The sequence below is a fragment of the Brevibacterium daeguense genome (assembly GCF_021729135.1).
Taxonomy (GTDB): Bacteria; Actinomycetota; Actinomycetes; order Actinomycetales; family Brevibacteriaceae; genus Brevibacterium; species Brevibacterium daeguense.
In genome coordinates this window covers 109,121-132,892 of sequence record NZ_JAJTWW010000014.1, presented here as the reverse complement: position 1 = coordinate 132,892, position 23,772 = coordinate 109,121, and the positions used below count along the sequence as shown (strand labels likewise).

Annotated in this window: 20 protein-coding genes and 1 pseudogene; 10 read left to right on the top strand and 11 right to left on the bottom strand. The window is 68.1% G+C overall.

Annotation, left to right across the window (positions count from 1 at the left end):
* Positions 1 to 269: 269 nt before the first annotated feature.
* Positions 270 to 1,565 carry a type 2 periplasmic-binding domain-containing protein gene (locus tag LXN01_RS11800; protein WP_236865387.1) on the top strand — a complete coding sequence of 432 codons (1,296 nt, stop codon included), beginning with the start codon at positions 270 to 272 and terminating at the stop codon, positions 1,563 to 1,565.
* Between the two features lie 214 nt (positions 1,566 to 1,779).
* On the top strand, positions 1,780 to 2,454 hold the full coding sequence (locus LXN01_RS11795) for a haloacid dehalogenase type II (RefSeq protein WP_236865384.1): 675 nt from the start codon (positions 1,780 to 1,782) through the stop codon (positions 2,452 to 2,454).
* A gap of 60 nt (positions 2,455 to 2,514) precedes the next feature.
* On the opposite strand, the pseudogene LXN01_RS11790 reads toward LXN01_RS11795, so the two are convergent.
* Positions 2,515 to 3,759: pseudogene (locus LXN01_RS11790) on the bottom strand (MFS transporter); the annotation flags it as partial.
* A gap of 59 nt (positions 3,760 to 3,818) precedes the next feature.
* Between LXN01_RS11790 and LXN01_RS11785 the strand changes: the two are divergent.
* Together LXN01_RS11785 and LXN01_RS11780 are read left to right on the top strand one after the other, a co-directional pair.
* Positions 3,819 to 5,534, top strand: coding sequence for an N-6 DNA methylase (locus LXN01_RS11785; protein ID WP_236865381.1), 1,716 nt, complete (start codon positions 3,819 to 3,821; stop codon positions 5,532 to 5,534).
* On the top strand, positions 5,524 to 6,729 hold the full coding sequence (locus LXN01_RS11780; protein ID WP_236865379.1) for a hypothetical protein: 1,206 nt from the start codon (positions 5,524 to 5,526) through the stop codon (positions 6,727 to 6,729). Before LXN01_RS11785 ends, LXN01_RS11780 begins: the two co-directional genes overlap by 11 nt.
* Positions 6,730 to 6,822: 93 nt before the next feature.
* Here the strand turns inward: LXN01_RS11780 and LXN01_RS11775 are convergent, their stop codons facing one another.
* Together LXN01_RS11775 and LXN01_RS11770 are read right to left on the bottom strand one after the other, a co-directional pair.
* Positions 6,823 to 7,266, bottom strand: coding sequence for a Zn-ribbon domain-containing OB-fold protein (locus LXN01_RS11775; RefSeq protein WP_236865378.1), 444 nt, complete (start codon positions 7,264 to 7,266; stop codon positions 6,823 to 6,825).
* The gene (locus tag LXN01_RS11770; protein ID WP_236865377.1) at positions 7,266 to 8,423 is read right to left on the bottom strand and encodes a thiolase family protein; all 1,158 of its coding nucleotides are present in this window, start codon (positions 8,421 to 8,423) and stop codon (positions 7,266 to 7,268) included. The genes LXN01_RS11775 and LXN01_RS11770 overlap by 1 nt, the downstream gene beginning before the upstream one ends.
* Positions 8,424 to 8,585: 162 nt before the next feature.
* Here LXN01_RS11770 and LXN01_RS11765 point away from each other — a divergent pair, with 162 nt between their 5' ends.
* Positions 8,586 to 10,283, top strand: a complete 1,698-nt coding sequence (locus LXN01_RS11765) for a class I adenylate-forming enzyme family protein (protein ID WP_236865376.1) — start codon at positions 8,586 to 8,588, stop codon at positions 10,281 to 10,283.
* Between the two features lie 105 nt (positions 10,284 to 10,388).
* On the opposite strand, the gene LXN01_RS11760 is transcribed toward LXN01_RS11765, so the two are convergent.
* A complete protein-coding gene (locus LXN01_RS11760) occupies positions 10,389 to 11,375 on the bottom strand; it encodes an AraC family transcriptional regulator (RefSeq protein WP_236865374.1) in 987 nt (328 codons plus the stop codon).
* Positions 11,376 to 11,622: 247 nt separating this feature from the next.
* Here LXN01_RS11760 and LXN01_RS11755 point away from each other — a divergent pair, with 247 nt between their 5' ends.
* The 5 genes from LXN01_RS11755 to LXN01_RS11735 all read left to right on the top strand — a co-directional run bounded on the left by LXN01_RS11755 (position 11,623) and on the right by LXN01_RS11735 (position 15,828).
* Positions 11,623 to 12,009, top strand: coding sequence for a hypothetical protein (locus LXN01_RS11755; protein ID WP_236865371.1), 387 nt, complete (start codon positions 11,623 to 11,625; stop codon positions 12,007 to 12,009).
* An 18-nt stretch (positions 12,010 to 12,027) separates the two neighbouring features.
* Positions 12,028 to 12,879: an alpha/beta fold hydrolase gene (locus LXN01_RS11750; protein WP_236865370.1), complete on the top strand. Its 852-nt coding sequence runs from the start codon at positions 12,028 to 12,030 to the stop codon at positions 12,877 to 12,879.
* A gap of 308 nt (positions 12,880 to 13,187) precedes the next feature.
* Entirely contained in the window at positions 13,188 to 14,123 is a 936-nt protein-coding gene (locus tag LXN01_RS11745; protein ID WP_236865368.1) for a VOC family protein, read from the top strand.
* Complete coding sequence (locus LXN01_RS11740) at positions 14,120 to 14,749, top strand: alpha/beta hydrolase (protein ID WP_236865367.1); 630 nt, start codon at positions 14,120 to 14,122, stop codon at positions 14,747 to 14,749. The genes LXN01_RS11745 and LXN01_RS11740 overlap by 4 nt, the downstream gene beginning before the upstream one ends.
* Positions 14,746 to 15,828: an LLM class flavin-dependent oxidoreductase gene (locus LXN01_RS11735; RefSeq protein ID WP_236865366.1), complete on the top strand. Its 1,083-nt coding sequence runs from the start codon at positions 14,746 to 14,748 to the stop codon at positions 15,826 to 15,828. Before LXN01_RS11740 ends, LXN01_RS11735 begins: the two co-directional genes overlap by 4 nt.
* 85 nt (positions 15,829 to 15,913) lie before the next feature.
* Here the strand turns inward: LXN01_RS11735 and LXN01_RS11730 are convergent, their stop codons facing one another.
* The 7 genes from LXN01_RS11730 to LXN01_RS11700 all read right to left on the bottom strand — a co-directional run bounded on the left by LXN01_RS11730 (position 15,914) and on the right by LXN01_RS11700 (position 23,752).
* The gene (locus tag LXN01_RS11730; RefSeq protein WP_236865365.1) at positions 15,914 to 16,642 is read right to left on the bottom strand and encodes a tyrosine-protein phosphatase; all 729 of its coding nucleotides are present in this window, start codon (positions 16,640 to 16,642) and stop codon (positions 15,914 to 15,916) included.
* Between the two features lie 73 nt (positions 16,643 to 16,715).
* Positions 16,716 to 17,489, bottom strand: a complete 774-nt coding sequence (locus tag LXN01_RS11725; protein WP_236865364.1) for an SDR family NAD(P)-dependent oxidoreductase — start codon at positions 17,487 to 17,489, stop codon at positions 16,716 to 16,718.
* Positions 17,490 to 17,585: 96 nt separating this feature from the next.
* Complete coding sequence (locus tag LXN01_RS11720) at positions 17,586 to 18,368, bottom strand: enoyl-CoA hydratase/isomerase family protein (protein WP_236865363.1); 783 nt, start codon at positions 18,366 to 18,368, stop codon at positions 17,586 to 17,588.
* Positions 18,361 to 19,203: an enoyl-CoA hydratase/isomerase family protein gene (locus LXN01_RS11715; RefSeq protein ID WP_236865362.1), complete on the bottom strand. Its 843-nt coding sequence runs from the start codon at positions 19,201 to 19,203 to the stop codon at positions 18,361 to 18,363. The genes LXN01_RS11720 and LXN01_RS11715 overlap by 8 nt, the downstream gene beginning before the upstream one ends.
* Positions 19,200 to 20,807: an AMP-binding protein gene (locus LXN01_RS11710; protein ID WP_236865361.1), complete on the bottom strand. Its 1,608-nt coding sequence runs from the start codon at positions 20,805 to 20,807 to the stop codon at positions 19,200 to 19,202. The genes LXN01_RS11715 and LXN01_RS11710 overlap by 4 nt, the downstream gene beginning before the upstream one ends.
* A 149-nt stretch (positions 20,808 to 20,956) precedes the next feature.
* The gene (locus LXN01_RS11705; RefSeq protein ID WP_236865359.1) at positions 20,957 to 22,393 is read right to left on the bottom strand and encodes a phosphotransferase family protein; all 1,437 of its coding nucleotides are present in this window, start codon (positions 22,391 to 22,393) and stop codon (positions 20,957 to 20,959) included.
* Between the two features lie 63 nt (positions 22,394 to 22,456).
* Complete coding sequence (locus LXN01_RS11700; protein ID WP_236865357.1) at positions 22,457 to 23,752, bottom strand: type 2 periplasmic-binding domain-containing protein; 1,296 nt, start codon at positions 23,750 to 23,752, stop codon at positions 22,457 to 22,459.
* Positions 23,753 to 23,772 lie beyond the last annotated feature (20 nt).

The window sequence follows — 23,772 nt, the reverse complement described above, 5'->3', positions numbered from 1 at the left end:
ACACGCACCCGAACCGAGACCACGACGAAAGATCGAGGCTAATGACGGACTTGGCGCCCGCGCCCGAGCCAACGACCGGCGGGACGTCCACACGCACGCAGGAGCCGAGGCGGCGCGCTCACCTCCGAGAATGCTTTGCTAAAGTTAACTTATCGATCGATCACCAAGCGTTGCAGGATCATCACTGCGACGACGTGGCGAATCGATCCAGCAGGACCGGCCCCATTCGGTCGCTCACACCCGGCTCATCAAAGAGGATGTCGATACCTATGACACGTGCCCATCATCTGCGCAGTCCGCGAACCTGGCTCACGGCGCCGCTGGCGGTCGGAACCGCCCTCGTCGTCACCGCCTGCGGCGGTTCCGTCGGAGCAACCGGAGGGAACTCGGGTGCCGGCGACACCGCGGGCTTCGACTACGGCGCCTCGCAGGAGGACGTCGACGCCGCGATCGCCGACCTCGACCCGGTCGAGCTCGTCTTCCAGGCGTCCTCCGCCTCGCCGGAGTCGGTGGTGGCCAAGTCGAATACCGCCTTCATCGAGGCGGTCGAGGAGCGCTCGGGCGGCAAGATCAAGCTCGACGTGGTGTGGGGGCAGGCGATCGCGGGCTATGCGGAGGTCGACGACGCGCTGGCCGACGGCCGCGTCGACATCTCCTACACCCAGCCGATGTACGACCCGTCCCACTACACCGCCTACGACAGCCTGATCGCGGTCTCCGGCGGGCTGCCGCAGTCGCCGATGGCCGGCGAGCTGATCTCCAACAGCGTCATCTCCGACATCGCCTTCCAGAGCGAGACGATGAAGTCCGAGTTCGAGGACCGCGGGCTCACCCGGCTGCTTCCCTCGACTGCCAACAACGGCTACTACTCGCTGTGCACGGAGCCGGGCACGGAGCTCGCCGACTACGACGGGCGGCAGGTGCGCATCGGCGCCTCGGCGCACGGCGAACTGGCGCAGGACCTGGGGGCGTCACCGGTGTCGCTGGAGTACGTCGAGACGTTCGAGGCACTGCAGCGCAACACCCTCGACTGCACGTTCACGCCGTTCAACGCCAGCATCCAGGGCAAGTTCCACGATGTGGCCCCGCACATCGGCTACGCCACCGATCAGGGCCTGCCGCGCGGCTGGGGCGCCTACGCGGCGGGCACGAAGTTCCAGTCGCTGCCGCTGCCGTACCAGCAGATCGTCTTCGATTCCCTCTACCAGGTCGTCGAGCAGGGGCTCGCCCTCGCCGTCGACACCAACGCCATGGTGATCGAGGAGGCGAAGGCCAAGGGCGGAGAGGTCGCGGAGTTCGGGCCGGAGGCCAAGGACGTGATCGCCACGAGCAACGAGGACCTCATGCAGCAGGTCGTCGAATCCGGCACCCTCGGCGACGACCTCGAAGGCCGGATGGCCGCGTCCCTGGAGAAGTGGACCGGCGTCGTCGAGGAGCTGGAGTACGTCGACGGCGGCGAGACCTCGGAGATGGACGAGTGGTACACCGAGGGCGAGGTCGACTTCGCCCCGATCAGCCAGCGGCTGTTCGAGGACGTCGTCGTCCCGCACCGGCCGGGAGCATGATCGGACTGGACTGAGACCCTGACGACACCGCCGAGGCCGGAGTTCCGGCCTCGGCGGTGCTTCCGTTGGTGGGCCTCGTTCCAGTCGGCGGCCTCGTGGAGCGCCCGGGTCCGGTGCTACCCTCGTCGTCAAGCCGGCCGGCGGGATCTGAGACTGCACTGCGCGGATCGAGCTGACCAGAGCGAATCGACAGGACCCGAGCGAGGAGCACACGGTGGACCGTCCGGAAGTGATCGTGTTCGACGTCAACGAGACCGTGTCCGACATGCGCCCGCTGGGTCGGGCCTTCACCGAGGCGGGTGTGCCGGGGCACCTGGCCCGCACGTGGTTCGCCGGAATTCTGCGCGACGGGTTCGCGGCCAGCGCCGCCGGGGACAATGTCGGCTTCGCCGAAATCGCCCGCGACAGCCTGGGGCGTCTGCTCGGGGAGAACGACCCCGCGGACCCGGGCGCGGCACTCGAGAGGATCATGGCGGTGTTCACGAACCTCGCCGTCCACCCGGACATCGTCCCCGGAGTCGAGGCGCTGGCCGAGTTGGCCGAGCAGGTGACGTTGAGCAACGGTCCCGCATCGGTGGCCGAAGGACTCCTCGGTTCCGCAGGCATCCGCCACCATTTCTCCCGCCTGCTCAGTGTCGAGGATGCTCCGGCCTGGAAGCCCCTGCGGTCCGCCTACGAATACGCGGCCGTCGAGTGCGGCAGGGACCCGTCCCGGATGATGCTCGTCGCGGTGCACCCCTGGGACATCCACGGGGCACAGCGAGCCGGGATGCAAACGGCATGGCTCAACCGGGATGGCGCGGCGTATCCCGGGTACTTCGCCGCGCCCGACATCCAGGTCCCGGATCTGCCGTCCCTGGCGGACCAGCTGCGGAGTGCGACCACCTGAGGCGGAGCCGGCCGGCCATCTGCGCGTGCGCCCCGAGGCGGAGTCTCGGATCAGCCCGGCTCACTTCACCGAGCCCACCACCTGCACCGGCTCCTCCATGCCGAGGGCGATCACCCAGGACGCCAGCGGGGCGAGCACCAGGGTGAGGATGGCCGCCTGCAGGCCGACCGCCTCGGCGATGAGGCCGACCAGCGGTGCGACCAGTCCGCCGATGCTCATCGCAAGCCCCAGCGTGACGCCGCTGGCGGTGCCGATCCGGCTGGGCAGGTAGTCCTGGCCGAGGGTCATGTGCAGCGAGAACGGGACATTGAGGCCCAGCCCGGCCGCCACGACGAACACGTAGACCGCCGGCCCAGGCACCAGGGCGACCCCGGCGAGCACCGGGATGGTGAGCAGGCACGCCCAGCGGACGGTGCGCACGCGCCCGAGGCGCCCCGCGAGCAGTCCGCCCAGCAGGGTTCCGGCCGCCCCGGCGGTGAACAGCAGCACCAGCGCGGCCTGTCCCGCGAGCTGCCCGGAGGCGTCCAGCCGCTGGGCCACCCACAGCGCCAGGAAGGTGTGCAGGGAGAACGTCGCGACGGACCGCAGGATGACGACCGAGGTCAGGCGGGCGAACTGGCCCCAGCGGTCGACGAGTGCCGCGCGCCCTGCCGCGGTCGCCGACACAGCGGGAGGCCCGAGGTGCCGTAGCAGGACTGCCAGCAGCAGGCCGACGAGGGCCGCCGGGATGAACAGCAGCGGGCTCCCGCCCAATCCCACCGCCGTCATCACGGGCGCGACGATGATCGGGCCGAGCGCGAAGCCGATGTTGCCGCCGAGGGAGAACCAGCTCATGCCGACGTGGCTGCCGGCCGAGGCGGAGCGGGCCAGGCGGGCTGCCTCGGGGTGGTAGGCGGCAACCCCGACTCCCGACAGGGCGATCGCCAGCCAGGTCCACAGGTAGGACTCGCTCAGGCCCGACAGCCCGATCCCCACTCCGGCGACGGTCAGTCCTGCGGGGACGAGCCACGGCATGGGCCTCCGGTCCGTGAGGATTCCGAACAGGGGCTGCACGACCGAGGACAGCAGCGTTGCCGCAAGCGTGATCCCGGCCGCGGCGACGTACCCGTAGTGGCGTTCGGCGACGAAGAACGGCACGAGCGCCGGGACGGCTCCCTGGTAGAAGTCGTCGACGACGTGGCTGAGGATGAGGAGTCGCAGCCGCCAGCGGCCGGGTGTGGTGGGGGCCATACTCCAAGAATGCCTGATCTGCTCTGCTGGGCCAGAACAAGACCTGTGGAGCCCTGCCTGGGCCGCTTCATCGTGTCGAGTCCGTGGCGACCGATAGTCTCAGAGCTCCACCCCAGAATGGAGGAGTGAAGCCTGTGACCTCGACCGTCCCTGCCCCTGCGGACACCCCTGATCTGCGCAAGCGGCGCGGGGCATTCTTCACCCCTGCTCCCATCACCGAATTCCTGTCCGCGTGGGCGATCCGCTCGGCCGAGGACCGGGTGATGGAGCCGTCCGCGGGCGATGCGGCGTTCCTGGTCGCAGCCGTTCGGCGCTTGCGGGAGCTCAGCGGGGACCCGGGTTTCGCACCGCAGGTCGACGGGGTCGAGATCCATGCCCACAGCGCGCAGCTCGGCCGCACCCGGGTCGAAGAGGCGGGTGGGTCCGCCCGGATCAGCGTCCGGGACTTCTTCCTTGTACCCCCGTCCGGCACGTACGACGCCGTCATCGGCAACCCGCCCTACATCCGTTACCAGGACTTCTCCGGCGAGGCCCGCACTCTTGCCCGCGCGGCCGCCCTGCGGGCAGGAGTGACGCTGACCGGACTGGCCTCGAGCTGGGCGGCATTCACCGTGCATTCCGCGCTGTTCCTCAGAGAGGGAGGCCGGCTCGGGCTGGTGCTCCCGGCGGAGCTCCTCAGCGTCAACTACGCCGCTCCCGTCAGGCGGTTCCTCTTCGACAGCTTCCGGACCGTGGAGCTGGTCCTCTTCGAGGAGCAGGTCTTCCCGGAGGCCGAGGCGGATGTCGTCCTGCTGCTCGCCGACGGGTACCGGCAGGGTCCCGCCGTGCACGCGACGTTCCGGCAGTCGCGCAATGCCGGGCAGCTCGCAGAACTCGCCGATGAGGGGCTGAGCTGGACGCCGGACTCTCCGGAAGGCAAGTGGACCGGCAGTCTGATCGGCGGCGACGTGGCGGATGCGGTGCGCACCCTGGCGTCCTCGGGAACTTTCGCGCCCCTGCAGACGTGGGGAGAGACGACCCTGGGCATCGTCACCGGGAACAACAAGTACTTCACGCTCTCCCCCGCGCGAGTCCGGCAGCTGGGTCTGCGCCGCAGCGAGCTGCTCAGGCTTTCACCGCCGGGGAGCGCGCACCTGCGCGGGCTGTCCCTGACGAAGAGCGATCTCTCCCGGCTGGGCTCGCAGGGCCGGTCGACCTACCTGTTCTATCCGCCGGACCGGCCGTCGGCAGAGGCGCTGGCATACATCCGTGACGGTGAGCGCACCGGAGTGGACTCGGCGTACAAGTGCCGGGTGCGGAAGACCTGGTATCGGGTGCCGATCGTGCCGCCGGCCGACCTGCTGCTGACGTACATGAACGCGGACACTCCTCGCCTCACGAGCAACCTGGCAGGAGTCCATCACCTCAACTCGGTCCACGGTGTCTATCTCCGCGCTGACCACCGTGAGCTGGGCCGGGATGTGCTTCCGGTGGCGAGTCTCAACTCGGTGACGCTCCTCAACGCGGAGATGGTGGGACGCGCCTATGGCGGGGGAATCCTCAAGATCGAGCCCAAGGAGGCGGACCAATGGCTCCTGCCGTCACCGGGGTTGGTCGCCTCCCTCGCTCAGGAGCTGCACGCGGTCAAGGATCAGGTGGCACGGCTGCTCCGGCAGGGCCGCGTGCTCGACGCGGTGCACGTCGTTGATTCGATCATGTTCACGGCAGACGAGTTCCAGGCGGATTCGGGCTTCGCTTCAGATTCGGGCTCTGCAGATGCGGGCCTCACCCCTGACCAGCTGCACGGGGTGCGGCAGGCGCACGCGGCCCTGTCGGAGCGGCGGCGCGTCAGGGGTGCCAGTGGCCGCTGAACCCAGCACGAAGACCCGGGCATGGTCGATCTTCGATCGCATCGTCGCCGAGGCCGCACCGGGCGGCGAGCACTCCAACCCGTGGCGCGCCTCTGCAGACGGCCGTCCGCATTACGAGCCGGACTTCGCGGTGCTGGAGAAGCTCCTCGGCGTCCCGCTGCACCTGGACGCCAATACCCAGAGCGGGGTGCCGGCACTCTCCCTGGACGTCTGGCTCAGCTACGAACTCCGGCGGGCAGGTTTCGATCCCGACGCCACCTGGCCGCGCCCCACACACCCGCGCATCCTCCCCGGTCCCGTCGCCAAGCTGCTCCAGGACCTCCCGGCGGACCTGCGGCGACAGGTCTCGGACCGGCTGACCCGGAAGGCGGCGATTCCCGGGGTCACCTCGGCGAGTGCGAACATCCTCGGGAAGAACTACCTCAAGCAGGTCGACGTGATCATGACGGACTGGGCGACCGGGCCGGAGCTGCTGATCTCGACCAAGCGCATGGACTCCTCGTACGGGAAGAACGCCGCAAATCGCGTCGAGGAATCCTACGGCGACGCGAAGAACCTCCGCCTGCGGCATCCGCTCGCGGCCCTCGGCTTCGTCTTCGGGTTGCGCTCGGACATCCTGCAATCGGAGCCGGACACCGCGGAGTGGCTGATCGACCTGCTGGGGAAGCTCGGGGAGGAAGAGGACGCCTACCACGCGACCTGCCTGGTGATGATCGAATACGGCGACGACGCCTTCGGTGACAGCGCTCAGCCCGGCGGAGATGCGGCCGGCGCCGGTCCCCCGGCAGCTGCCGGAGAAGCGTTCATCGACACTCCGCCCTCTGCTGCCGAAGAGTCGATGGATGCTTCGCCGTCGTCTGACGGTGAAGCATTGCTGGACGAGCCCCCGCCGCTGCCCGGAATCGACCGACCCGGAGATGAGGACGCGACGGGTTCCATGGCAGAAGCATCCGTGAGCACCGCGATGCTTCCACGGGTGCGGGTCCAGCACGAATCGATTCCGCAGGAGCTCTCGCCCGCGCGCTTCCTCCGGCTGATGGTGAACAGAGTCCTCGATACGACGCCGGTATCCATGCACCGGGAGGCCCGACGACGGCGGCGGGAGGCTCTCGCGGCGTCGCAGCCGGGCACCTCGCATTCGGCCCGGGCCCACCCCGGCGATCTTGGAGTGGCGCGGGGCGAAGCGGGAAGGTGACGGCGGTCTGAGCTGCGGCGCTCAGGCCGCGCAGCTGCCGCCGGACTCCCGCTCCCGGGCGAGCAGCCCAGCGAGCAGCTTCACCGAGCAGGCTCAGCGTGCCGGCGTGAACCTTGGCAGCGCAGCCTCGCCCGCGGTCCGGTGGAACACCACCGACACGGGAAGCCCGATCCGCAGCTCGTCCTCGTCGACGTCGACGATGTTCGTCATCATGCGCACGCCCTCGTCGAGCTCCACATAGGCGAGAACATAAGGTTCCGCGCCCCGGTAGTCGCCCAGGCCGCCTCGGCGGACGATCGAATAGCTGTAGACGGTGCCGGTGCCCGCTGCCGGGACCCATTCGACGTCGAGGTGGCCGCAGTGCGGGCAGAATCCGCGCGGGTACCACGCGTATTCGCGGCAGGACAGGCACCGCGAGAGGAGCAGGGTGCCCTCGGTGGTCGCCGTCCAGAAAGTCTGGGTCTCGACGCTGATCGGCGGGGTGGGTGCCGGCAGGTCGCTGCCAATGCGCGCGGCGCTCGTGGTGTTCTCGGTCATCATGCCTCCCGTCCGAGGATCAGTGTCGCGCTTCCCATGCGCGTGCCGAGCGAGCCGCCGGTGCCGTGGGCGAGTGCGATCTCGCAGTCGGGCACCTGCACAGCCGGGTGCGCTTCGCCGCGCAGCTGGCGCACGGCCTCGAGAATCTTGGTCATGCCGCCGCGGTTGGCGGGGTGGTTGTTGCACAGCCCACCGCCGTCGGTGTTGAACGGCAGGCCGCCATCGGGAGCGCGCAGTGCGCCCGATGCGACGAACGCGCCTCCCTGCCCCTTGGGGCAGAAGCCGAGGTCCTCGATCGTCTCGACCACGGTGATGGTGAAGGAGTCGTAGATCGAGGCGTAGTCGATGTCGGCGTGGGTGACGCCCGCCTCGGCGAATGCCGGGGGACCCGACCACACGGCACCGGTGTGGGTGAGGTCGATGCGGCCGGCGGCGGCGGTCTTGGGCGCTTCGCCGTGGCCGAGCACCGCGACGGAGTGGCGGTCCAGGCGCTTGGCGACCTCGGGGCTGACCACGACGACCGCGCCGCCGCCGTCGGTGATGACGCAGCAGTCGAGGCGGTGGAGGGGGTCGGCGATGAGCGGGGAGTTGATGACGTCCTCGACGGTCACCACCTTGCGCAGCAGCGCGTTCGGGTTGTAATGCGCGTGCATGGAGGCGGCGACCTTGACCTCGGCGAGCTGCTCGCTGGTCGTGCCGAACTCGTGTATGTGCCGCTGCGCGGCGAGCGCATACATCGACGGGGTCGAGGTGCCGAAGACGTTCTCGAACCCGAACTCGGGAGCGCGGTCGTTGACCGCCGTGGGAACCGTGCCGGACACCGGCAGGCCGGCCAGGGTCACGAGCGCGACCGAGCACTTGCCGGCCGCGATCGCTGCGGCGGCGTGGCCGATGTGGGCGACATAGGACGAGCCGCCGATGTCGGTGGAGTCGACGTAGCTCAGCGACAGGCCCATGTAGTCGGCCATCGACAGCGGCCCGAAGCCGGGAGCGTCACCGGCACAGAAGTAGCCGTCCACGTCGCTGAAGCTCAGGCCTGCGTCGGCGAGCGCGCCGGCGGCGACCTCCGCGTGCACCTGCTGGACGGACTTGTCGGGGATCTTGCGCAAGGGGTGCTCGTAGGCACCCGCGATGAGCGCCTTGCCGCGGATCGTCAACGCTGACTCCTGAGTGATTGTTCGTTTAGTTCGTCCCAGGATAGCGCGAACCGCTCCGCAGAGCATTAGGAATGACCGAACGTTCAATTATGAGCGGCTTTAGGGCAGGATGGAGGAGTCGCTGAAACAGCTGCCACAACAACGATGAAGGACGTGAAGACGATGAGGTCGCACGAGGACATCCAGGCGGAGCTCACTGCTCCCGGAGCACCATTCGAGATGGTCGAGATCGAGGCCAGGGGCAGGCATGTGCGCGCCTGGAAGAACGCCCCGCCGAGCCTGCGCGACATGGTCGAGGCGTCGCGCGAGTTCGCCGACCGGGACTTCCTCGTCTACGGCGACGAGCGGATGACCTACGGCGAGCACTACCGGCGCGTGGCGGGCCTGACCCGCGAGCTCATCGACGAGTACGGGATCGCCAAGGGCGACCGGGTGGCGATCGCGATGCGGAACTACCCGGAATGGTCGGTCGCCTTCTTCGCCGCCGCCTGCGCGGGAGCCATCGTGGTTCCGCTCAACGCCTGGTGGACGGCCAGTGAGCTGAGCTTCGGCCTGCGCGACTCCGGCTCGAAGCTGCTCATCGCCGATCAGGAGCGGGCCGACAACCTGACCGACGTACTCCCCGAGTTGGGACTCCCCCTGCTCATCGCGCGTCCCGAGCAGCCCCTGCCTGCGGGTGCCCGCGACATCAACGACGTCCCTGCCGCGGACGAGCTCCCGCCCGTCGAGCTGGAACCGGAGGACGACGCCACGATCTTCTACACCTCGGGCACGACCGGGACGCCCAAGGGGGCGTTCGGCACCCATCGCAACATCTGCGGCAACGTCACCAGCGTGGGCTACTCCGCCGCGCGCGACCTGCTGCGGCGGGACTGGACCCTCGAGCAGATCGCGGCCGTGGCGGGGGAACCCGCCACCGGGCTCGTCGCGGTGCCGCTGTTCCACGGGACCGGCTGCCATTCGGTGCTGCTCGCCTCCTTTCAGCGCGGAATCACACTGGTCCTCATGTACAAGTGGGATCCGGGCGTCGCCCTCGAACTCATCGAGAAGGAGCGGGTCAATCAGCTCACCGGGGTGCCGACGATGGTCGCCCAGTTGCTCGCCCACCCGGACTTCGCCCGGCGGGATCTCAGCAGCCTGACCACGCTCGGGTCCGGCGGCGCCTCGGCCCCGCCCGCACTCGTCGCCCGCGCGGCTTCGAGCCTGCCCGCGGCAACGGTGGGCAACGGCTACGGGCTCACCGAGACCTCGTCGATGACCACGGCCAACCGCGGCCCCGACTACATCGCCAAGCCGGACAGTGTCGGGCTGCCGGTGGCGATCTGCGACGTCGAGGTCATCGATCCGGTCAGCGGCGAGAGCCTGCCGACCGGCGAGGTGGGCGAGCTGAAGATCCGCGGCGCCAACGTGGTCACCGGCTACTGGAACCGACCCGACGCGACGGCGGACGCGATCGTCGACGGGTGGCTGCACTCCGGTGACCTCGCCCGGATCGACGAGGAGGGCTTCGTCTACATCGTCGACCGTGCCAAGGACATGATCATCCGCGGTGGCGAGAACATCTACTCCGCCGAGGTGGAGGCCGCGATCCATCAGCATCCCGAGGTCGCCGACTGCGCGGTGATCGGCCTGCCGCACGAACTGCTCGGCGAAGAGGTCGGTGCCGTTGTGCAGCTGGCCGAGGGGTCGAACCTGACGGCGGATGAGCTCCGGGAGTTCCTGGCCGCGCGGATCGCGAAGTTCAAGATCCCCGCGCACATCCACATGCAGGGCAAGGAACTGCCGCGCAACGCCGCCGGCAAGATCCTCAAGCGCGACGTCAAGTCCGAGCTCGGCAGCGCGGTGGCCGCCGGGAACTGAGCTGACGCACTGACCCACACCGAGGCGGCGGGCGCCGAACAGTGCCCGTCGCCTCGGTCGTGGGGAAACACCACTCGGTACAGGCTGGAGACGGTGCATCCCCGATCAGCGCGCCCGGCCGCGGGCGGTCGACAGGGTCATGCTGGGAGTCTCGCGGAACTGTTTCTTGTAGGCCCCAGAAAACCGGCCCAGGTGCGTGAAGCCCCATCGGTACGCGGCGGCGCTGACAGTGGCTTCACCGTCAGGACGTTGGAGTTCATCTCGCACCTTGTGCAGGCGCTGCTGACGGATGAATTCCCTCGGGGTCATGTCCAGCTGCTCCCGGAACATCGTGTAAACGGTTCTGATACTTCTCCCTGAAACGACAGCCAGGTCTTCGATGGAAATGTCGTGGCGAAGATGCTGTTCGATGTATTCGAGGAGTAGACGCAGCTCACTCCCGAGGTGCCGACCAGTTGCAGCGGCGAGTTCATCGCGAAAATTGTGGCGGGCAGCGAATAGCAGCTGCGTCATGACGAGATCTTCCCAGGAACGCCTGGCAATGTTCAGGTGAGGCATATTCTTCAACCGGTCCAGGTCCTCAGCGAAGTTGTCGGCGGTGGCGAGCAAGCTGTGGCCGGCTTCAGTAGTGAGGTCCAGCCCGAGCTCGAAGCGAATAGGTTCGCCGGTCTGATAACCGAGCAGCTTCGCGAGGTGGCCTTCAAGTCGCCGTCTGGAGAACCGGAGGATGACTTGCTCGGCGTCATCGGACCACTTCACGCGGGACGCGAGATGCGGCAGCAGCACCACTCCACTGGCCCCACCTGACGATTGAGTGGTCTGCCTGTCTTCACGACGGGCCTCGGTGAATCCTCGTGTCGTGAGATTGACGTGGTAGAAGTCTTCGCACGGCGGCATCTGCAGAACTGTGAGCGTTGAGTAGGTGAGGTAACCGACCGTCACATCGATGTCCTCGAACGCATTCAGGGTCATTGACATCGGAGCACGCCCGACTTGCGTCAGGAGATTGGGAAGATATGTGTCCGCGACTGCTTCCCGCGCGCGATCCAGATCTCCGGTCTTCACTAGTGGGTATGCTTTCAGCTTCTCCATGCCATGCCTCCATTGGCCAGCGCATGACTTTGAATGGTAGTGGGCGGCGGCCGCTCTGCCCAGTGCGGAGAGGACTGCACAGGAGGCGATCACAACCAAATCTCCCTTGTCCTCGCGGTTGGCGAACTTGCACAAACCGGACTGGCTCCCGCACTCCGCGGATAGTCCGAGAGGTCGTGTGTTCCTATTCTGGCTACGCCAGCAGACACAGACGTCGCGCTGGGACAGCGGTGACTAAGGAGACACGATGAATACGATTCTCGGTCTTGGCGAGACCGTCGACGAAGCACAGGAGCGCCTGAACTCCGATCAGGAGTTTCGACTCAAAGCTCGCAAGTGGGAGGGACGGTTCAAGATCGTTCACGGGGAAACCGTGGCCGTCTTTCAGATGCATGAAGGGGCAGTCGAGCGCATCGAGCTGAATCCCAGCCTCTTCACGCACTCCGATTTCCAGATCACAGCCTCGGAAGCTGAATGGGAGAAACTTCTACAGGAGACTCCTGAGCCGTTCTACCAGGATATTTACTCCGCGTGGTTGCACCACGGGTTTTCCGTCGATGGAGACTTGGAGCAGTTTTTTGCATTCCATATGGCGCTTCGCCGCCTTCAGCAGATCCTCCGGACCGGAAAGTAGCCAAGGGAGGCGATCGACATGAGCAGAATCAGCGAAATCACCGGCAAGTACGTCTACGTGGAAGTCGACGGTATTGAGTATCGCGTCTATTTCGAGGAGAACGGCAGCGGAATACCTCTGGTGTGCCAGCACACCGCGGGCAGCGACGGTCGACAGTATCGGCACATCCTCGACGACCCTGATATCACCAAGAACTTCCGCGTCATCGCCTACGACCTGCCCTACCACGGCAAGTCGCTGCCGCCCGAGGGCAAGAAGTGGTGGCAGGAGGAATACAAACTCACTGACGTCTTCTTCAGGGAGTTCGTCATCAAGCTGACAGAGGCTCTCGAGCTCGAAGACCCGGTATTCATGGGGTGCTCGATGGGCGGGCATCTGGCCGCGGATCTGGCGCTGAACCACCCTGATCACTTCAAGGCGTGCATCGCTCTGGAGGGTGCCCTGGAGAGCCACGACATCCAGGACATCATGCCCTGGTGGAACCACCCTCGTCTCAGCAACGACTCCAAGCCGAGCCTGATGTACACCATGATGGCTCCGCAAAGTCCTGAACAGCGGAAGAACGAGACCATCTGGATGTACAGTCAGGGCGCTCCGCCAGTCTTCTTCGGCGACCTCAACTACTACGGCGTTGACTACGACACCACGGAAACCGCAAAGAACATCGACACGAGCAAGGTCGCGCTCCATGTTCTCAGTGGTACCTATGACTGGTCGGCCACGCCGGAGAAGTGCGAGGCGCTCCACAAGGAGGTCGAAGGTTCGACGTACACCCTGATGGAGGAAGTCGGGCATTTTCCCATGTCGGAGAACCCGGAGAAATTCAAGACCTATTTGATGCCGGTGCTGGAGAAGGTGCTCAGCGACTAGGAATCGAATCAGCTCAAGCTGGAGGTGGCGGGACCGAGCAGTCTCCTGTCACCTCCAGCTTGCACTAGTCGAGATCGTCACGAGCGGGCGAGCCGACCGGCCGCGGGCCGGCCGCGAAGCGGTGAGATCCAGGACGCCGAGGCGGCGGGCGCCGAACAGCACCCGCCGCCTTCCCTCACACTTAGTAGTTGAACTTTCAACTGCATCGGTCTAAGCTGGGCTCATATCGCTTGGACCCCAGCAGCCGGACCGCCGGATGACGCGAGCCGAGACACGTCGAGCGATCGCCGATGAGAGGACACGAACCGATGCCCGACTTCACGATGTCGAATACGCCGCCCGCGGACGAAACAGTCATCAACCCCGCCGCATCCATGGACGCTGTCACCCTCCGGGTGGGTGACCTGGAGACGATCAGCGCCTACTACTCCGATGCCTTCGCCCTCGAACCGCTGGAGGAGCGCAGCGCCGGCCGTGAGGTCAGCCGCGTGCTCGGCCGCGGCATCACGCCCATGGTGCGCCTCATCCACACCCCGGGCCTGCCCCCGGTGAACCCTCGACAGGCCGGACTGTTCCACACCGCCTTCCTCTTCGACGACCAGGAGAGCCTCGCCGCGACCGTGCTGCGCGCCGCCCAGAACCCGCTGAGCCGGTTCGTCGGCTCCAGCGACCACGGGGTATCCGAGGCGTTCTACTTCACCGACCCCGAGGGCAACGGGATCGAGCTGTACACGGACCGGCCCCGCGAGAAGTGGGACCGGCAGCGCGGACAGATCATGATGACCACGGTCCACCTCGACCCCAATGCCTATCTGCGCACGCACATCACACCGGAGTCCCTCGCAGCCGGACCGGGCCGGGCGGGCCGCGTGGGCCACGTCCACCTCCAGGTCGGCGATCTCACCACCGCCGAGGACTTCTACGTCGGCGCGATCGGCTTCGAGACCACGCTGCGCGAGTACACCGGCGCCCTGTTCACCTCGGCCGGCGGATACCACCACCACGTCGCCATGAACACCTGGAACAGCGCCGGCGCCGGCCCGCGCGCGGCGGGCCTGGGCCTGGGGAACGTCGCCGTGACGGTGCCGGGGCGGGACGACCTCGACGCCCTGGCCGCCCGGCTCACCGCCCGCAAGGTCCAGTTCGCCGACGACGGCCGCGCCATCACCGCGTCCGATCCGTGGGGCACCCGGGTCACCGTGTCGCTGCCCGTGACCACCGCCGAGGAGCTGCTGACACTGTGAGCTCCTTGACTTCCGTGACCTCCGGCCGCCCGACCGGCCCTGTCATCGCGCTGTTCCTCCACGGCTTCGGCTCGAACGAGCACGACCTGACCGGCCTCGCGCCGGTGCTGCCCGACGGGGTGGAGTGGGCGTCGCTGCGCGCCCCGTTCGACGCCGGCAATGGCGGCGCCGCCTGGTTCCCCATCACCACGCCCGGCCTGCCGGACGCCGCGCCAGTGGAAGCGGCGACCGCGCAGATCTGGGCCTGGGTCGACTCGCAGCTGGCCCCTGAAACCCGGGTCGTTCCCGTCGGCTTCTCCCAGGGCGGGCTGATGGCCAGCCAGCTGCTCCGCACCCGCCCGGACCGCGTTGCCGGCACGGCGGTCCTCAGCGGGTTCGTGCTGCAGCATCCGCAGCCGGCCGATGCCGAGCTCGAAGACCTCCGGCCGCAGGTGTTCTGGGGCCGCGGCGACGCCGACCGGGTGATCAGTCCAGCCGCCGTCCAGCGGACCGCTGCCTGGCTGCCCGCCCATTCGACCCTGACGTCGCGCGTGTACCCGGGCCTGGCGCACGGGATCAGCGCCGAGGAGGCCGGCGACCTCGCCGCCTTCCTCCGCACCGCGTTGGATACCGAGGTGCCGGCGTGACCGACACCGCCTCGGCCTCGACGCCCGAACGCCAGCCGGCCGGCACCGCCGCCGGCCCGTTCGAGATCGGCATCTTCACCTTCGGCGAGCTCACCCGCAGCGTCGACGGTGCCCTCGTCCCACCGGAGAAGCGGCTGGCCGATGTCCTCGAGTGGGCCCGCGTGGCCGACCAGAGCGGCCTCGACGTGTTCGGCGTCGGCGAGCACCACCGCCCCGATTTCGCGATCTCCTCGCCCCAGCTCCTGCTCTCCGCCGCCGCGGTGCAGACCGAGCGGATCAGGCTGACCAGCACCGTCACGGTGCTGTCGAGCTCCGACCCGGTGCGGATCCACGAGGACTTCGCCATGGTCGACCTGCTCAGCCACGGGCGCGCGGAGCTGACCGCCGGCCGCGGTGCCTACACGGAGTCCTTCCCGCTGTTCGGCCAGGACCTCTCCCGATACGACGAGTACTTCGACGATCGCCTCGACCTGCTGCGCAAGATCCGCGAGCAGAACCCGGTGACCTGGCAGGGCAGCACCCGCGAACCGCTCGATGCGGCGGGCGTCTGGCCGCGCCCGCTGCAGGAGAAGCTGCCCGTCTGGATCGCCGTGGGTGGCACGCCCGCCTCGGTGGTGCGCGCCGGCCGGTTGGGCCTGCCGACCTACTTCGCCATCCTCGGCGCACCCGAACGCTTCCAGCGGCTCGCGCAGCTGTATCGCGCGTCCGCCGCCGAGGCGGGGGTCCAGCCGGACCGCCTGGGCGTTACCTCGCACTTCTACGTGGCCGAGACCTCCCAGCAGGCACGCGACACGTTCTACCCGTACTACGCGTCCTACATCGGCCAGAACATGCCGCAGGCCGGTCACCTCGACCGGGCGAGCTTCGATGCATGGGGCAGTGCCCGAGGCGCCCTGTTCGTGGGCAGTCCGGCCGAGATCGTCGAGAAGATCCTCTGGGAGCACGAGATGTTCGGGCACTCCCGCTTCCTCGCCCAGGTCGGCCTGGGCGGACTCCCCCAGGCGGAGACGCTGCGGTCGATCGAGCTGCTCGCGACCGAGGTGCTGCCGCAAGTGCGCAAGGCACTGGCGGGCCGGTAGCGGAAGCCGGCGCCGCCTCGGTCCCGGATCGAAGACGGCGCCACGGGAGCCTCCGTCGCGGGTCGAGCACGCCTCCGCAGGAGCGTCACTCCCGGATCTGGACGCGCCACCTGTCGATGTCGGACTGCTCAGCACCGTGCTCGCGCAGCCAGCCGGTGACCCCACCCGGCGCGGAGAGGAACCGGTCGAGGACGAACTCGATGGCCTCCTGCGGGGTGAGCAGCCACTCCTCGGCGATGGTCACCTCCTTGCCCTTGACGGTCCAGCGGTTCCGCAGCGACGTCATGTTGGCGGCTGTGGCCAGGTAGTCCGCGATCACCGCGTCGGGGTCGACGTCGGCGGCCAGCAGCAGTGCCGCGACCGTGATCCCCGTCCGGTCCTTGCCCGCGGCGCAATGCACCAGCAGGGGCGCCTCGGCCTGCGCGGCCACTCCCACCACCGCCGCGACCCGGTGGGGAACGGCCTCGAGGATGTTGCGGTAGAGCTCGACCAGGTCGGGGGCGTCGCGGGAGATCGGAGCGGCGGCGTCGTAGAGCGGCCAGTGGTGGAGGACCGAACCTTCGGCCCACTCATGGCCGACGGCGTCGCGCTCCGCCTGCGCCCGGAGGTCGAGCACGGCCGCCGGCGGCCAGACGTCGACAGTCGCGGGGTCCTCGTCGTCCGGGTAGGGCGCGTCGCTGCGGTAGAGGACACCGTGCCGGGTTCGCGTCCCGTCGATGGTCGGCAGGCCGCCGAGGTCGCGCAGGTTCACCAGGCCCGAGGTGGTCGCGCTGCCCGCGAGGCGTTCGTGGAGATGTTGGTTGAGATCAGTCATGACAGCATCCTTCCGTGGTGCAGACAGTCGCGTCCAGGGCCGGTCCGGTTCCCGAACCAGTGCCCAGTGGGGGTCAGACGATCGCGCTCAGCCCGCCGTCGATGATCAGCGAGCCGCCGGTCATGTACGACGAGGCGGGGCTGGCGAGGAACAGCAGGGCGGAGTCGAGCTCGTGCTGCTCCCCGAAGCGGCCGAGGATCGAGTTGTCGGCGACCATCTCCTGCAGCAGATCGGCGCCGTCGGCGAGGGTCATCTCGCTCTCGAAGTAGCCGGGGCACAGCGCGTTGACGCGGATTCCCTTGCGTGCGGACCACTGCTGGGCCAGGTCGCGGGTGAGCCCGAGGACGCCGGCCTTGCTCGCCGCGTAGTGCGCCTGCGGGTAGCGGGAGGACGCATGGCCGTGAACGCTGGAGATGTTGACGATGGACGAACCCTCCGGCATGTGCGGGGCGCAGGCACGTGCCATCCAGTAGCTGCCGTTGAGGTTGACGTCGATGACGTTCCGGAAGACCTCCGGGTCCTCCCGCAGCGCCACCCCGGCAGGGCCCATCCCGGCGTTGTTCACGAGCACGTCGATCCTGCCGAACTCCTCGACGGCCGCGGCGGCGAGCGCCTCGCAGTCGGACTGCTCGACCACGTCGGTGCGCTTGGTCAGCACCTGAGTTCCGCCGGCGCGCAGCTCCTCGGCGAGCCCGTTGAGCCGGTCCTCGCGCCGGGCTGCGAGAACCAGCGTGGCTCCGGCGGCTGCAGTGGCACGCGCGAATCCGGCGCCCAGGCCGGAGCTGGCGCCGGTGATGACGACGACCTTGTCGTCGAGTCGGAAGCGGTCGAGGGGATTGCGAGTCATGAGTGGTCCTGTTCGTCGGTGAGCGGGGATCCCGCGTTCAGTATGCATGTGAGGCAAACGCCGACGGCGTCGGGGTCACCGGGCGCGAGGCGGAACTCACTCCCCCGTGTAGTGGGGCTCCCGCTTCTCCAGGAACGCCGCGACGGATTCCTTGTGATCGCGCGTCCCCTTGAGGTCGCGGATCGCGGCGGAGAACCAGCGGCCGAACTCCTCGTACTCCCGCTTCTCCCCCGCCAGCCGCAGTCCGGCTTTGGTACGGCGGACTGCCAGCGGCGGATTGGCCGCAATGGATCCGGCGAGCGCCCGGGCGGAGTCGAGCAGCGCCTCGGGCTCCACGACGTCGAGCACGAGCCCGATCCGCTGCGCCTCCGCGGCGTCGATGATGTCGCCGGTGAGCAGCAGGCGCATCGCCTGCTGCCGGCCGACGATGCTCTCCAGCCGGGTCATCCCGCCGACATCGGGGACCAGGCCGCGTTTGACGAAGATCTCGCCGAACCGGGCACGGGCCGAGGCGATGCGCAGGTCGGCCAGCAGGCACAGTTCCATGCCCCACCCGACGGCGGCGCCGTTGACGGCGGCGATGATCGGGACGTCAGCCTCGAGCAGGGCCTTGCCCAGTGGCGTCATGTCGGCGTACTTGCGGGGCGCCTCCGTCCCCATCATGACTTCCTGCAGATCGTCCCCGGAGCAGAACGAGCGACCGGCGCCGGTGATGATCAGCGCCCGGGCGGTCGTGGTGCGGACGACCTCCTCGATCTCGTCGTAGGTGGTGAACCGCAGCGCGTTGTGCTTCTCCGGGCGGTTGATCGTGAGGACCCCGACGTGGTCGGACTCCTCGTAGGTGATGTCCTGATACACGGCTTCCTTGATCTCAGACATGGGTTCCGCCCGCCGGCTGCTGCGATCCGACCGGGAACACCGGCGGCGCGTACCGGGGTGCGCGCTTCTCCACGAAGGAGGCGACTCCCTCGCGGTGGTCGTCGGAGGCGAAGCAGGCGGCCATCGCCGCGTCGTGGCGGCTCAGGTGGGACTGGGAGTCGAGCAGGCTGCCGTAGACCAGCTGCTTGGTCTCCTTGAGCGCGAACGGCGAGTTCTGCGCCAATTGCCGGGCGACCTCGACCGCTCCCTCGACCGGGTCGTCGGCGATCTCGGACACATAGCCGCGTTCGGCTGCCTCCTGAGCGAGCATCTTCCGCCCGGAGTACATGAGGTCGAGTGCCGTGGGCAGGCCGACGATCGTCGGCAGCACCAGCGAGCTCAGGCCCATGTCCGGGACGAGGCCGCGAGCGCCGAAGTTCCAGGCGAACACGGCGTTCGGGGAGCCGATGCGGATGTCGGCCTGGCACGAGATCTCCACTCCCATGCCCACGGCCGGGCCGTCGACTGCGGCGACGACCGGCAGCGGGCACGCGATCAGCTTCCAGCGGTCGACCGACTGGGTGCGGTTCTCGCCGCGGCCGCGGTCGTCCGGATCGCGGGAGGCCAGGTCCTGCAGGTCGATGCCGGCGCAGAACGAGCCGCCGCTGCCGGTGACGACGAGGGCTCGGATGTCGGGTGAGGCGGCGGCCTGCTCGATCAGCTCCTCGAACGCGTCGAGGTCGATGTAGCGCAGGGCGTTCCTCTTCTCCGGCCGGTTGAATCGCAGCACCGCGACCCCGCCGTCCCGGACCTCCAGGCTCAGCCCTGCGCGGACTTCCGTCTGTGCGTCGTTCACAGCGACGCTCCCTTCGTTTCGGCCGCAGTCGCGGCGATGTGCTCGTACGATTGGCGCAGCTGGCGCTTGAGGACCTTCCCGGTGTGATTGCGCGGCAGTTCGTCGACGAACTCCACGTACTTGGGCTTCTTGAAGGAGGCGAGGTTCTCCTTGACGAAAGCGGTCACCTCGGCGGCGGTGAGCTGGCTGCCCGGCCGCCGCACGATGACGGCGCACACCGACTCGCCCCAGATCTCCTCCGGAACGCCGATCACCGCGACGTCCTGGATGTCGGGATGCTCGGCGAGGACGTCCTCGACCTCGCGGCTGTACACGTTGAGCCCGCCGGTGAGGATCATGTCCTTCTTCCGGTCGACCACGTAGAGCAGTCCCTCGTCGGTCATTCGGCCCAGGTCCCCGGTCTTGTACCACTCGCCGGCGAACGCCTCGCGGGTGGCTTCCTCGTTCTGCCAGTACCCGATCATCGCCTGGTCGGCGCGCACCTGGATCTCGCCCACCTCACCGTTGGCGACCGGCTGGTCGAGGGGGTCAGCGATCCGGATGCCTGCGAAGGGTGCGGTCACTCCCGCCGCTGAGAGGATCTCCGGCTGTTCCAGTCCCTTGAGGTGCCACTCGTGGCTCATCCAGGCGACATTGCCGGCCAGCTCCGTCATGCCGAAGGCCTGGAAGAACTCCGCATTGGAGAACCGTTTCAGTGACTTCCGGAGCAGATCGGGCGAGATGCTGGAGGCTCCGTAGCTGATGTGGCGCAAGCTGGTCACGTCGTAGGAGTCCAGCTCCGGCCTGCTCAGGATCAGCCCGAGCATGACCGGGGCGATCGAGGATGCGGTGATCTCGAGGTCCTGGATCGTCCGCATGTAGTCCTCGGCCTCGAACGCCTCCTGCAGGACGACCGTCGATTTGTCGGCGAACTGGGTCGGCATCCCGTAGGCGGCGATGTGGCACAGCGGGAACGGGTTGATGTAGCGGCCGAAAGGCTGGGACGGCGCGCCTCCCAGGGAGTTCGCGACCGCGGCGATGATGTTCGCGTGGCTGAGCATGGCGCCCTTCGGCCGGCCGGTGGTGCCCGAGGTGTACACGAGCCAGGCAAGCGAGTTCGGGTCGACGCCTGCCCCTGCCGGGGTGTCGTCCTCGAATGTCGCCAGCTGCGAGTAGGACAGGATGCCGTCCTCGCCGAACGCTCCGTCCGGTGCCTGACCGGCGGTTCCGGCCTGCGGCTCGTCCAGCGTGATCACTGTGCGCAGATCCGGCAGCTGGTCACGCAGGCCGCGGATGGCATTCTCGAACTCCTGCGACACGGCGATCACGGCGGCCCCGGAGTTCTGCAGGATGTAGGCGACCTCCCGCGGGGTGAGCCGGTAGTTGACGAAGACGCAGCCCATCCCAGCCATCGGCACTGCGTGCTGCAGCTCGATGACCTCCGGGCGGTTCCGCGACAGCACGGCGATCCGGGCCCCGTCCTCGGCGATCTGCCGCAGCCCGTTGGCGATCCGGTTCATGCGATCGTCGAGCTCGGAGAAGCGGGTGTGCTGCTCGCCGAAGATGATCGCATCCCGCTCGGGATGCCTCAGCGCGGTGTTGGAGATGACGTGCCCAAGCAACATGTGCTTCTCCTGAATGTGTCGCGGGTGGAAACTCTGGAAGCGGGAACCGGATGGAGGCGACAAGAGCGCGCCCTCCGGCCCGAGGCGAACCCGGCTGAGGGTCGGTCAGGTGCGGCCGGGGAGCACAGCGAGCGCCGACACCGCCCGGGCTAGCTGTTGGTGACGGCCGTCCTGTTCTTCGCGGCGGCAGCCGCCGGTTCCTGCAGGTACTTCGGGTTCGATACCTCCAGCCGCAGTCGGGAGGCGGTCTTGAAGACGGCGACGAGGGCGCGGATCTGCGGGTCCGCCGCCGACGTGTCGGGGAGGCCGCGTACCCGCTCGGTGAGCTCCCGCTCGCTCCTCGCGCCCAGCTTCGACAGCTGCTCGGCGTACCAGCGGTCGGCATTCGGCCCGAAGGTCCGTTCACGGCGGAGCAGGCTCAGCGCGTTCTTCGCCACTCGCGCCTTGAACCGGTTCGGTTCGCCGGTGCCGTGGATCAAATCTGTGTCGAGGTAGCTCTCCAGCGCGGCGAGGAGCACCTCGGCGCTCGGTTCGCTGAATAGTGTCGCCCCGGGCGCCTCCGCGGAGCCAGCCGTCCCGACGCGGGTGTCGGGAGGCTCGTACGGAGCCGGCTCCACCTCGGGATACAGCAGATTGAGCAGGTCGTACTCCTGCTCCGCGGTGCGCCTGCCGATCGCCAGCAGTTCGAGCTCGTTGGCGTGGCCGGGAACCGAGCGTTGCATCTGCTTGAGGCAACCGACTCCCCACTGCGCGGTTGCCTTCGCCTCCCACCAGGTCAGCTGCTCAGGACTCGGCCGGAACCCGGTCTCCGCCTCGTAGGCTGCGAGGAAATCCGCTTCGTCGCCCACCCCGGCCACGCGACCGGGTCCGCCGAAGCGCCAGGCCCGCATGCACACGTAGCCCAAGTCCCCGAAGGGGTCCCCGAAGTGCGGGATCTCCCAGTCGAGCACGGCCGCGAGGCCGTCCTGGTCGACCATGAGGTTGCCCAGGCGGAAGTCTCCGTGGACGAGGGTGCGCCTCGGCGCGGGTTCCGGCCGGCGGCGTTCGAGCTCGCGCAGCCCCAGCAGCAGGGCCGGGCGATCGAAGCCGAGTTCGTCATAGTCGGCGACCAGACTGCCGACGGGATCCTGCAGATCCTCGAGGTCCAGCCCGGTGGGGTCGACCTGATGGATCAGCCCGATCGCCCTGCCCAGCTGGGCAGGCAACCGAGTGCGCGCCACCGCGAACTCGTCGTCGCGCAGGATCTTGCGCGCGATCGTCTGGCCTTCGACGAAGGCCAGAATCAGGAACGGGGTGCCCAGCACCTCGGCGTCGGATGAGTAGTCGAGCACGGCAGGACAGGGGACGCCGGCGGCGTGCGCGGCGATGAGCACCTCGGCTTCGCGGGCGTTCGCCTGGGGCTGCGGGTCGCTGGGGTGGTCCATCCGCAGGATGAACGTCTGCCAGTCGCCGCTGCCGGTGGTGGTGACCTTCCACATCTGCCGACTGGCCCCGCCGGTAAGAATCTTCATCTCGGTGATGTCGACGTCCGAGTGGCCGAGGGCGTGGATGCGGGACTGCAGTCTGGCTGCGAGATCGGGGTTCACGGAATTCTCCTTGGACGGTTCGGGTGCCGCGCCCGGTCCGGACGCGGCACCCGAAGGGTCAGATCAACTCGGACGGTGCTTCGAGATGACTTCTTCATAGAGGCGGTCGACGTAGGGCTTGGTGTCGAACTCCTCCTCGCTGAACCACTCGTCCATGTCCGTCAGCGTTCCGCCGTCCTCGTAGCCGAGCTCGGCCACGATGCCTTCCCACTTCTCGACCGTGTCGGCCATGCGGGTGTCGATGTCGTCACCGAGCAGACCGCTCTCCACTGCGTCGTCCATGGACGTCTGCCGGTTCTCCTCGATGAGCTCCTTGACGTCATCACCGAACTGGGTGATCTCGCCGCCCTTCTCATTGGCAGCTTCCACGGCACGCATGTTGTCGGTCGGCACGCGCTTGAGCCCGTCGTAGTGCGACACCTGCCAGGAGTCGAACACGATCTGCTTGTAGGCCGTCGGCATCTGATCGACCTTGGACCCGGCGAGCATGGATCCGAAGATCCGCGGCAGCGCCATGCCGCCCGTGTACTGCATGTTCGGAGCGATCTCGAAGTAGCCGGCTTCCAGCGCGGCGCTCATGACGATCATCGTGCAGTCGATCGTCTTGCGCTGCAGCGCCTCGTAGGTCTCCACGTACTCCAGCGATACCGGTGAACCGCCCATCGACGTCACCAGCTCGGAGTGGGTGGTGCTGCCGATCCGGACCTGCCTGCCCTGCCAGTCGTCGAGCGTGTTGCCCGGCTCGTTGCACAGGGAGAAGTAGGCACCGGGCGGATTGACCGGGACGAGCGGGACGAGGCCCTGGTCCGCGAAGTCCTGGGTGATCTCCTCGGACGTCCACGCCAGCTCGGTGAGAGCGGCGATGGCAACCAGCTCACCGGCCATCGGAGATTCCGGCAGGGAGCTGGTGATTCCCACCAGCGCGTCGAACCCGTCGAATTTGTCCGGGTCGTACGCGGGGTTGGTGTAGGAGATGTCGACACGACCGTCGACCAGGGCGTCGTAGATCTCGTCGTAGCCGGCAATCGGGTGGCCGTACTGGATGTCGACGGTGATCTTGCCGCCGGAGCGCTTCTCGACTTCCTCGGCGAAGGCGATGTTCGAGGTGGCGATCTCCGAGTTCGGCGAGGTTGCCGAGGCCTGGAACACGAGGTTGACCGGTTCAAGGTCCGCGATCGCCGCGTCGACCTCCTCCTGCGAGGCGCCATATGCGAAGCCGTCGCCGCCGCCTTCGGAGGCGTCGGCGTCCCCGGCGCTGCCGGCGCAGCCGGTGAGCGCCAGCGCGGCTGCGGCAGCGGTGCCCGTGGCAAGCAGACGTGCTCGCCGCGAGGACCGACCGAACAGGGTTGATGCATTCATAGGTTCACCGTCCTTGGTGA

Bases quoted from the DNA above. Each gene is read 5' to 3' on its own strand.
- LXN01_RS11800 (WP_236865387.1), top strand. From the start codon at position 270: ATGACACGTGCCCATCATCTGCGCAGTCCGCGAACCTGGCTCACGGCG.
- LXN01_RS11775 (WP_236865378.1), bottom strand. From the start codon at position 7,266: ATGACCGAGAACACCACGAGCGCCGCGCGCATTGGCAGCGACCTGCCG.
- LXN01_RS11765 (WP_236865376.1), top strand. From the start codon at position 8,586: ATGAGGTCGCACGAGGACATCCAGGCGGAGCTCACTGCTCCCGGAGCA.
- LXN01_RS11760 (WP_236865374.1), bottom strand. From the start codon at position 11,375: ATGGAGAAGCTGAAAGCATACCCACTAGTGAAGACCGGAGATCTGGAT.
- LXN01_RS11755 (WP_236865371.1), top strand. From the start codon at position 11,623: ATGAATACGATTCTCGGTCTTGGCGAGACCGTCGACGAAGCACAGGAG.
- LXN01_RS11750 (WP_236865370.1), top strand. From the start codon at position 12,028: ATGAGCAGAATCAGCGAAATCACCGGCAAGTACGTCTACGTGGAAGTC.
- LXN01_RS11745 (WP_236865368.1), top strand. From the start codon at position 13,188: ATGCCCGACTTCACGATGTCGAATACGCCGCCCGCGGACGAAACAGTC.
- LXN01_RS11730 (WP_236865365.1), bottom strand. From the start codon at position 16,642: ATGACTGATCTCAACCAACATCTCCACGAACGCCTCGCGGGCAGCGCG.
- LXN01_RS11725 (WP_236865364.1), bottom strand. From the start codon at position 17,489: ATGACTCGCAATCCCCTCGACCGCTTCCGACTCGACGACAAGGTCGTC.
- LXN01_RS11720 (WP_236865363.1), bottom strand. From the start codon at position 18,368: ATGTCTGAGATCAAGGAAGCCGTGTATCAGGACATCACCTACGAGGAG.
- LXN01_RS11710 (WP_236865361.1), bottom strand. From the start codon at position 20,807: ATGTTGCTTGGGCACGTCATCTCCAACACCGCGCTGAGGCATCCCGAG.
- LXN01_RS11700 (WP_236865357.1), bottom strand. From the start codon at position 23,752: ATGAATGCATCAACCCTGTTCGGTCGGTCCTCGCGGCGAGCACGTCTG.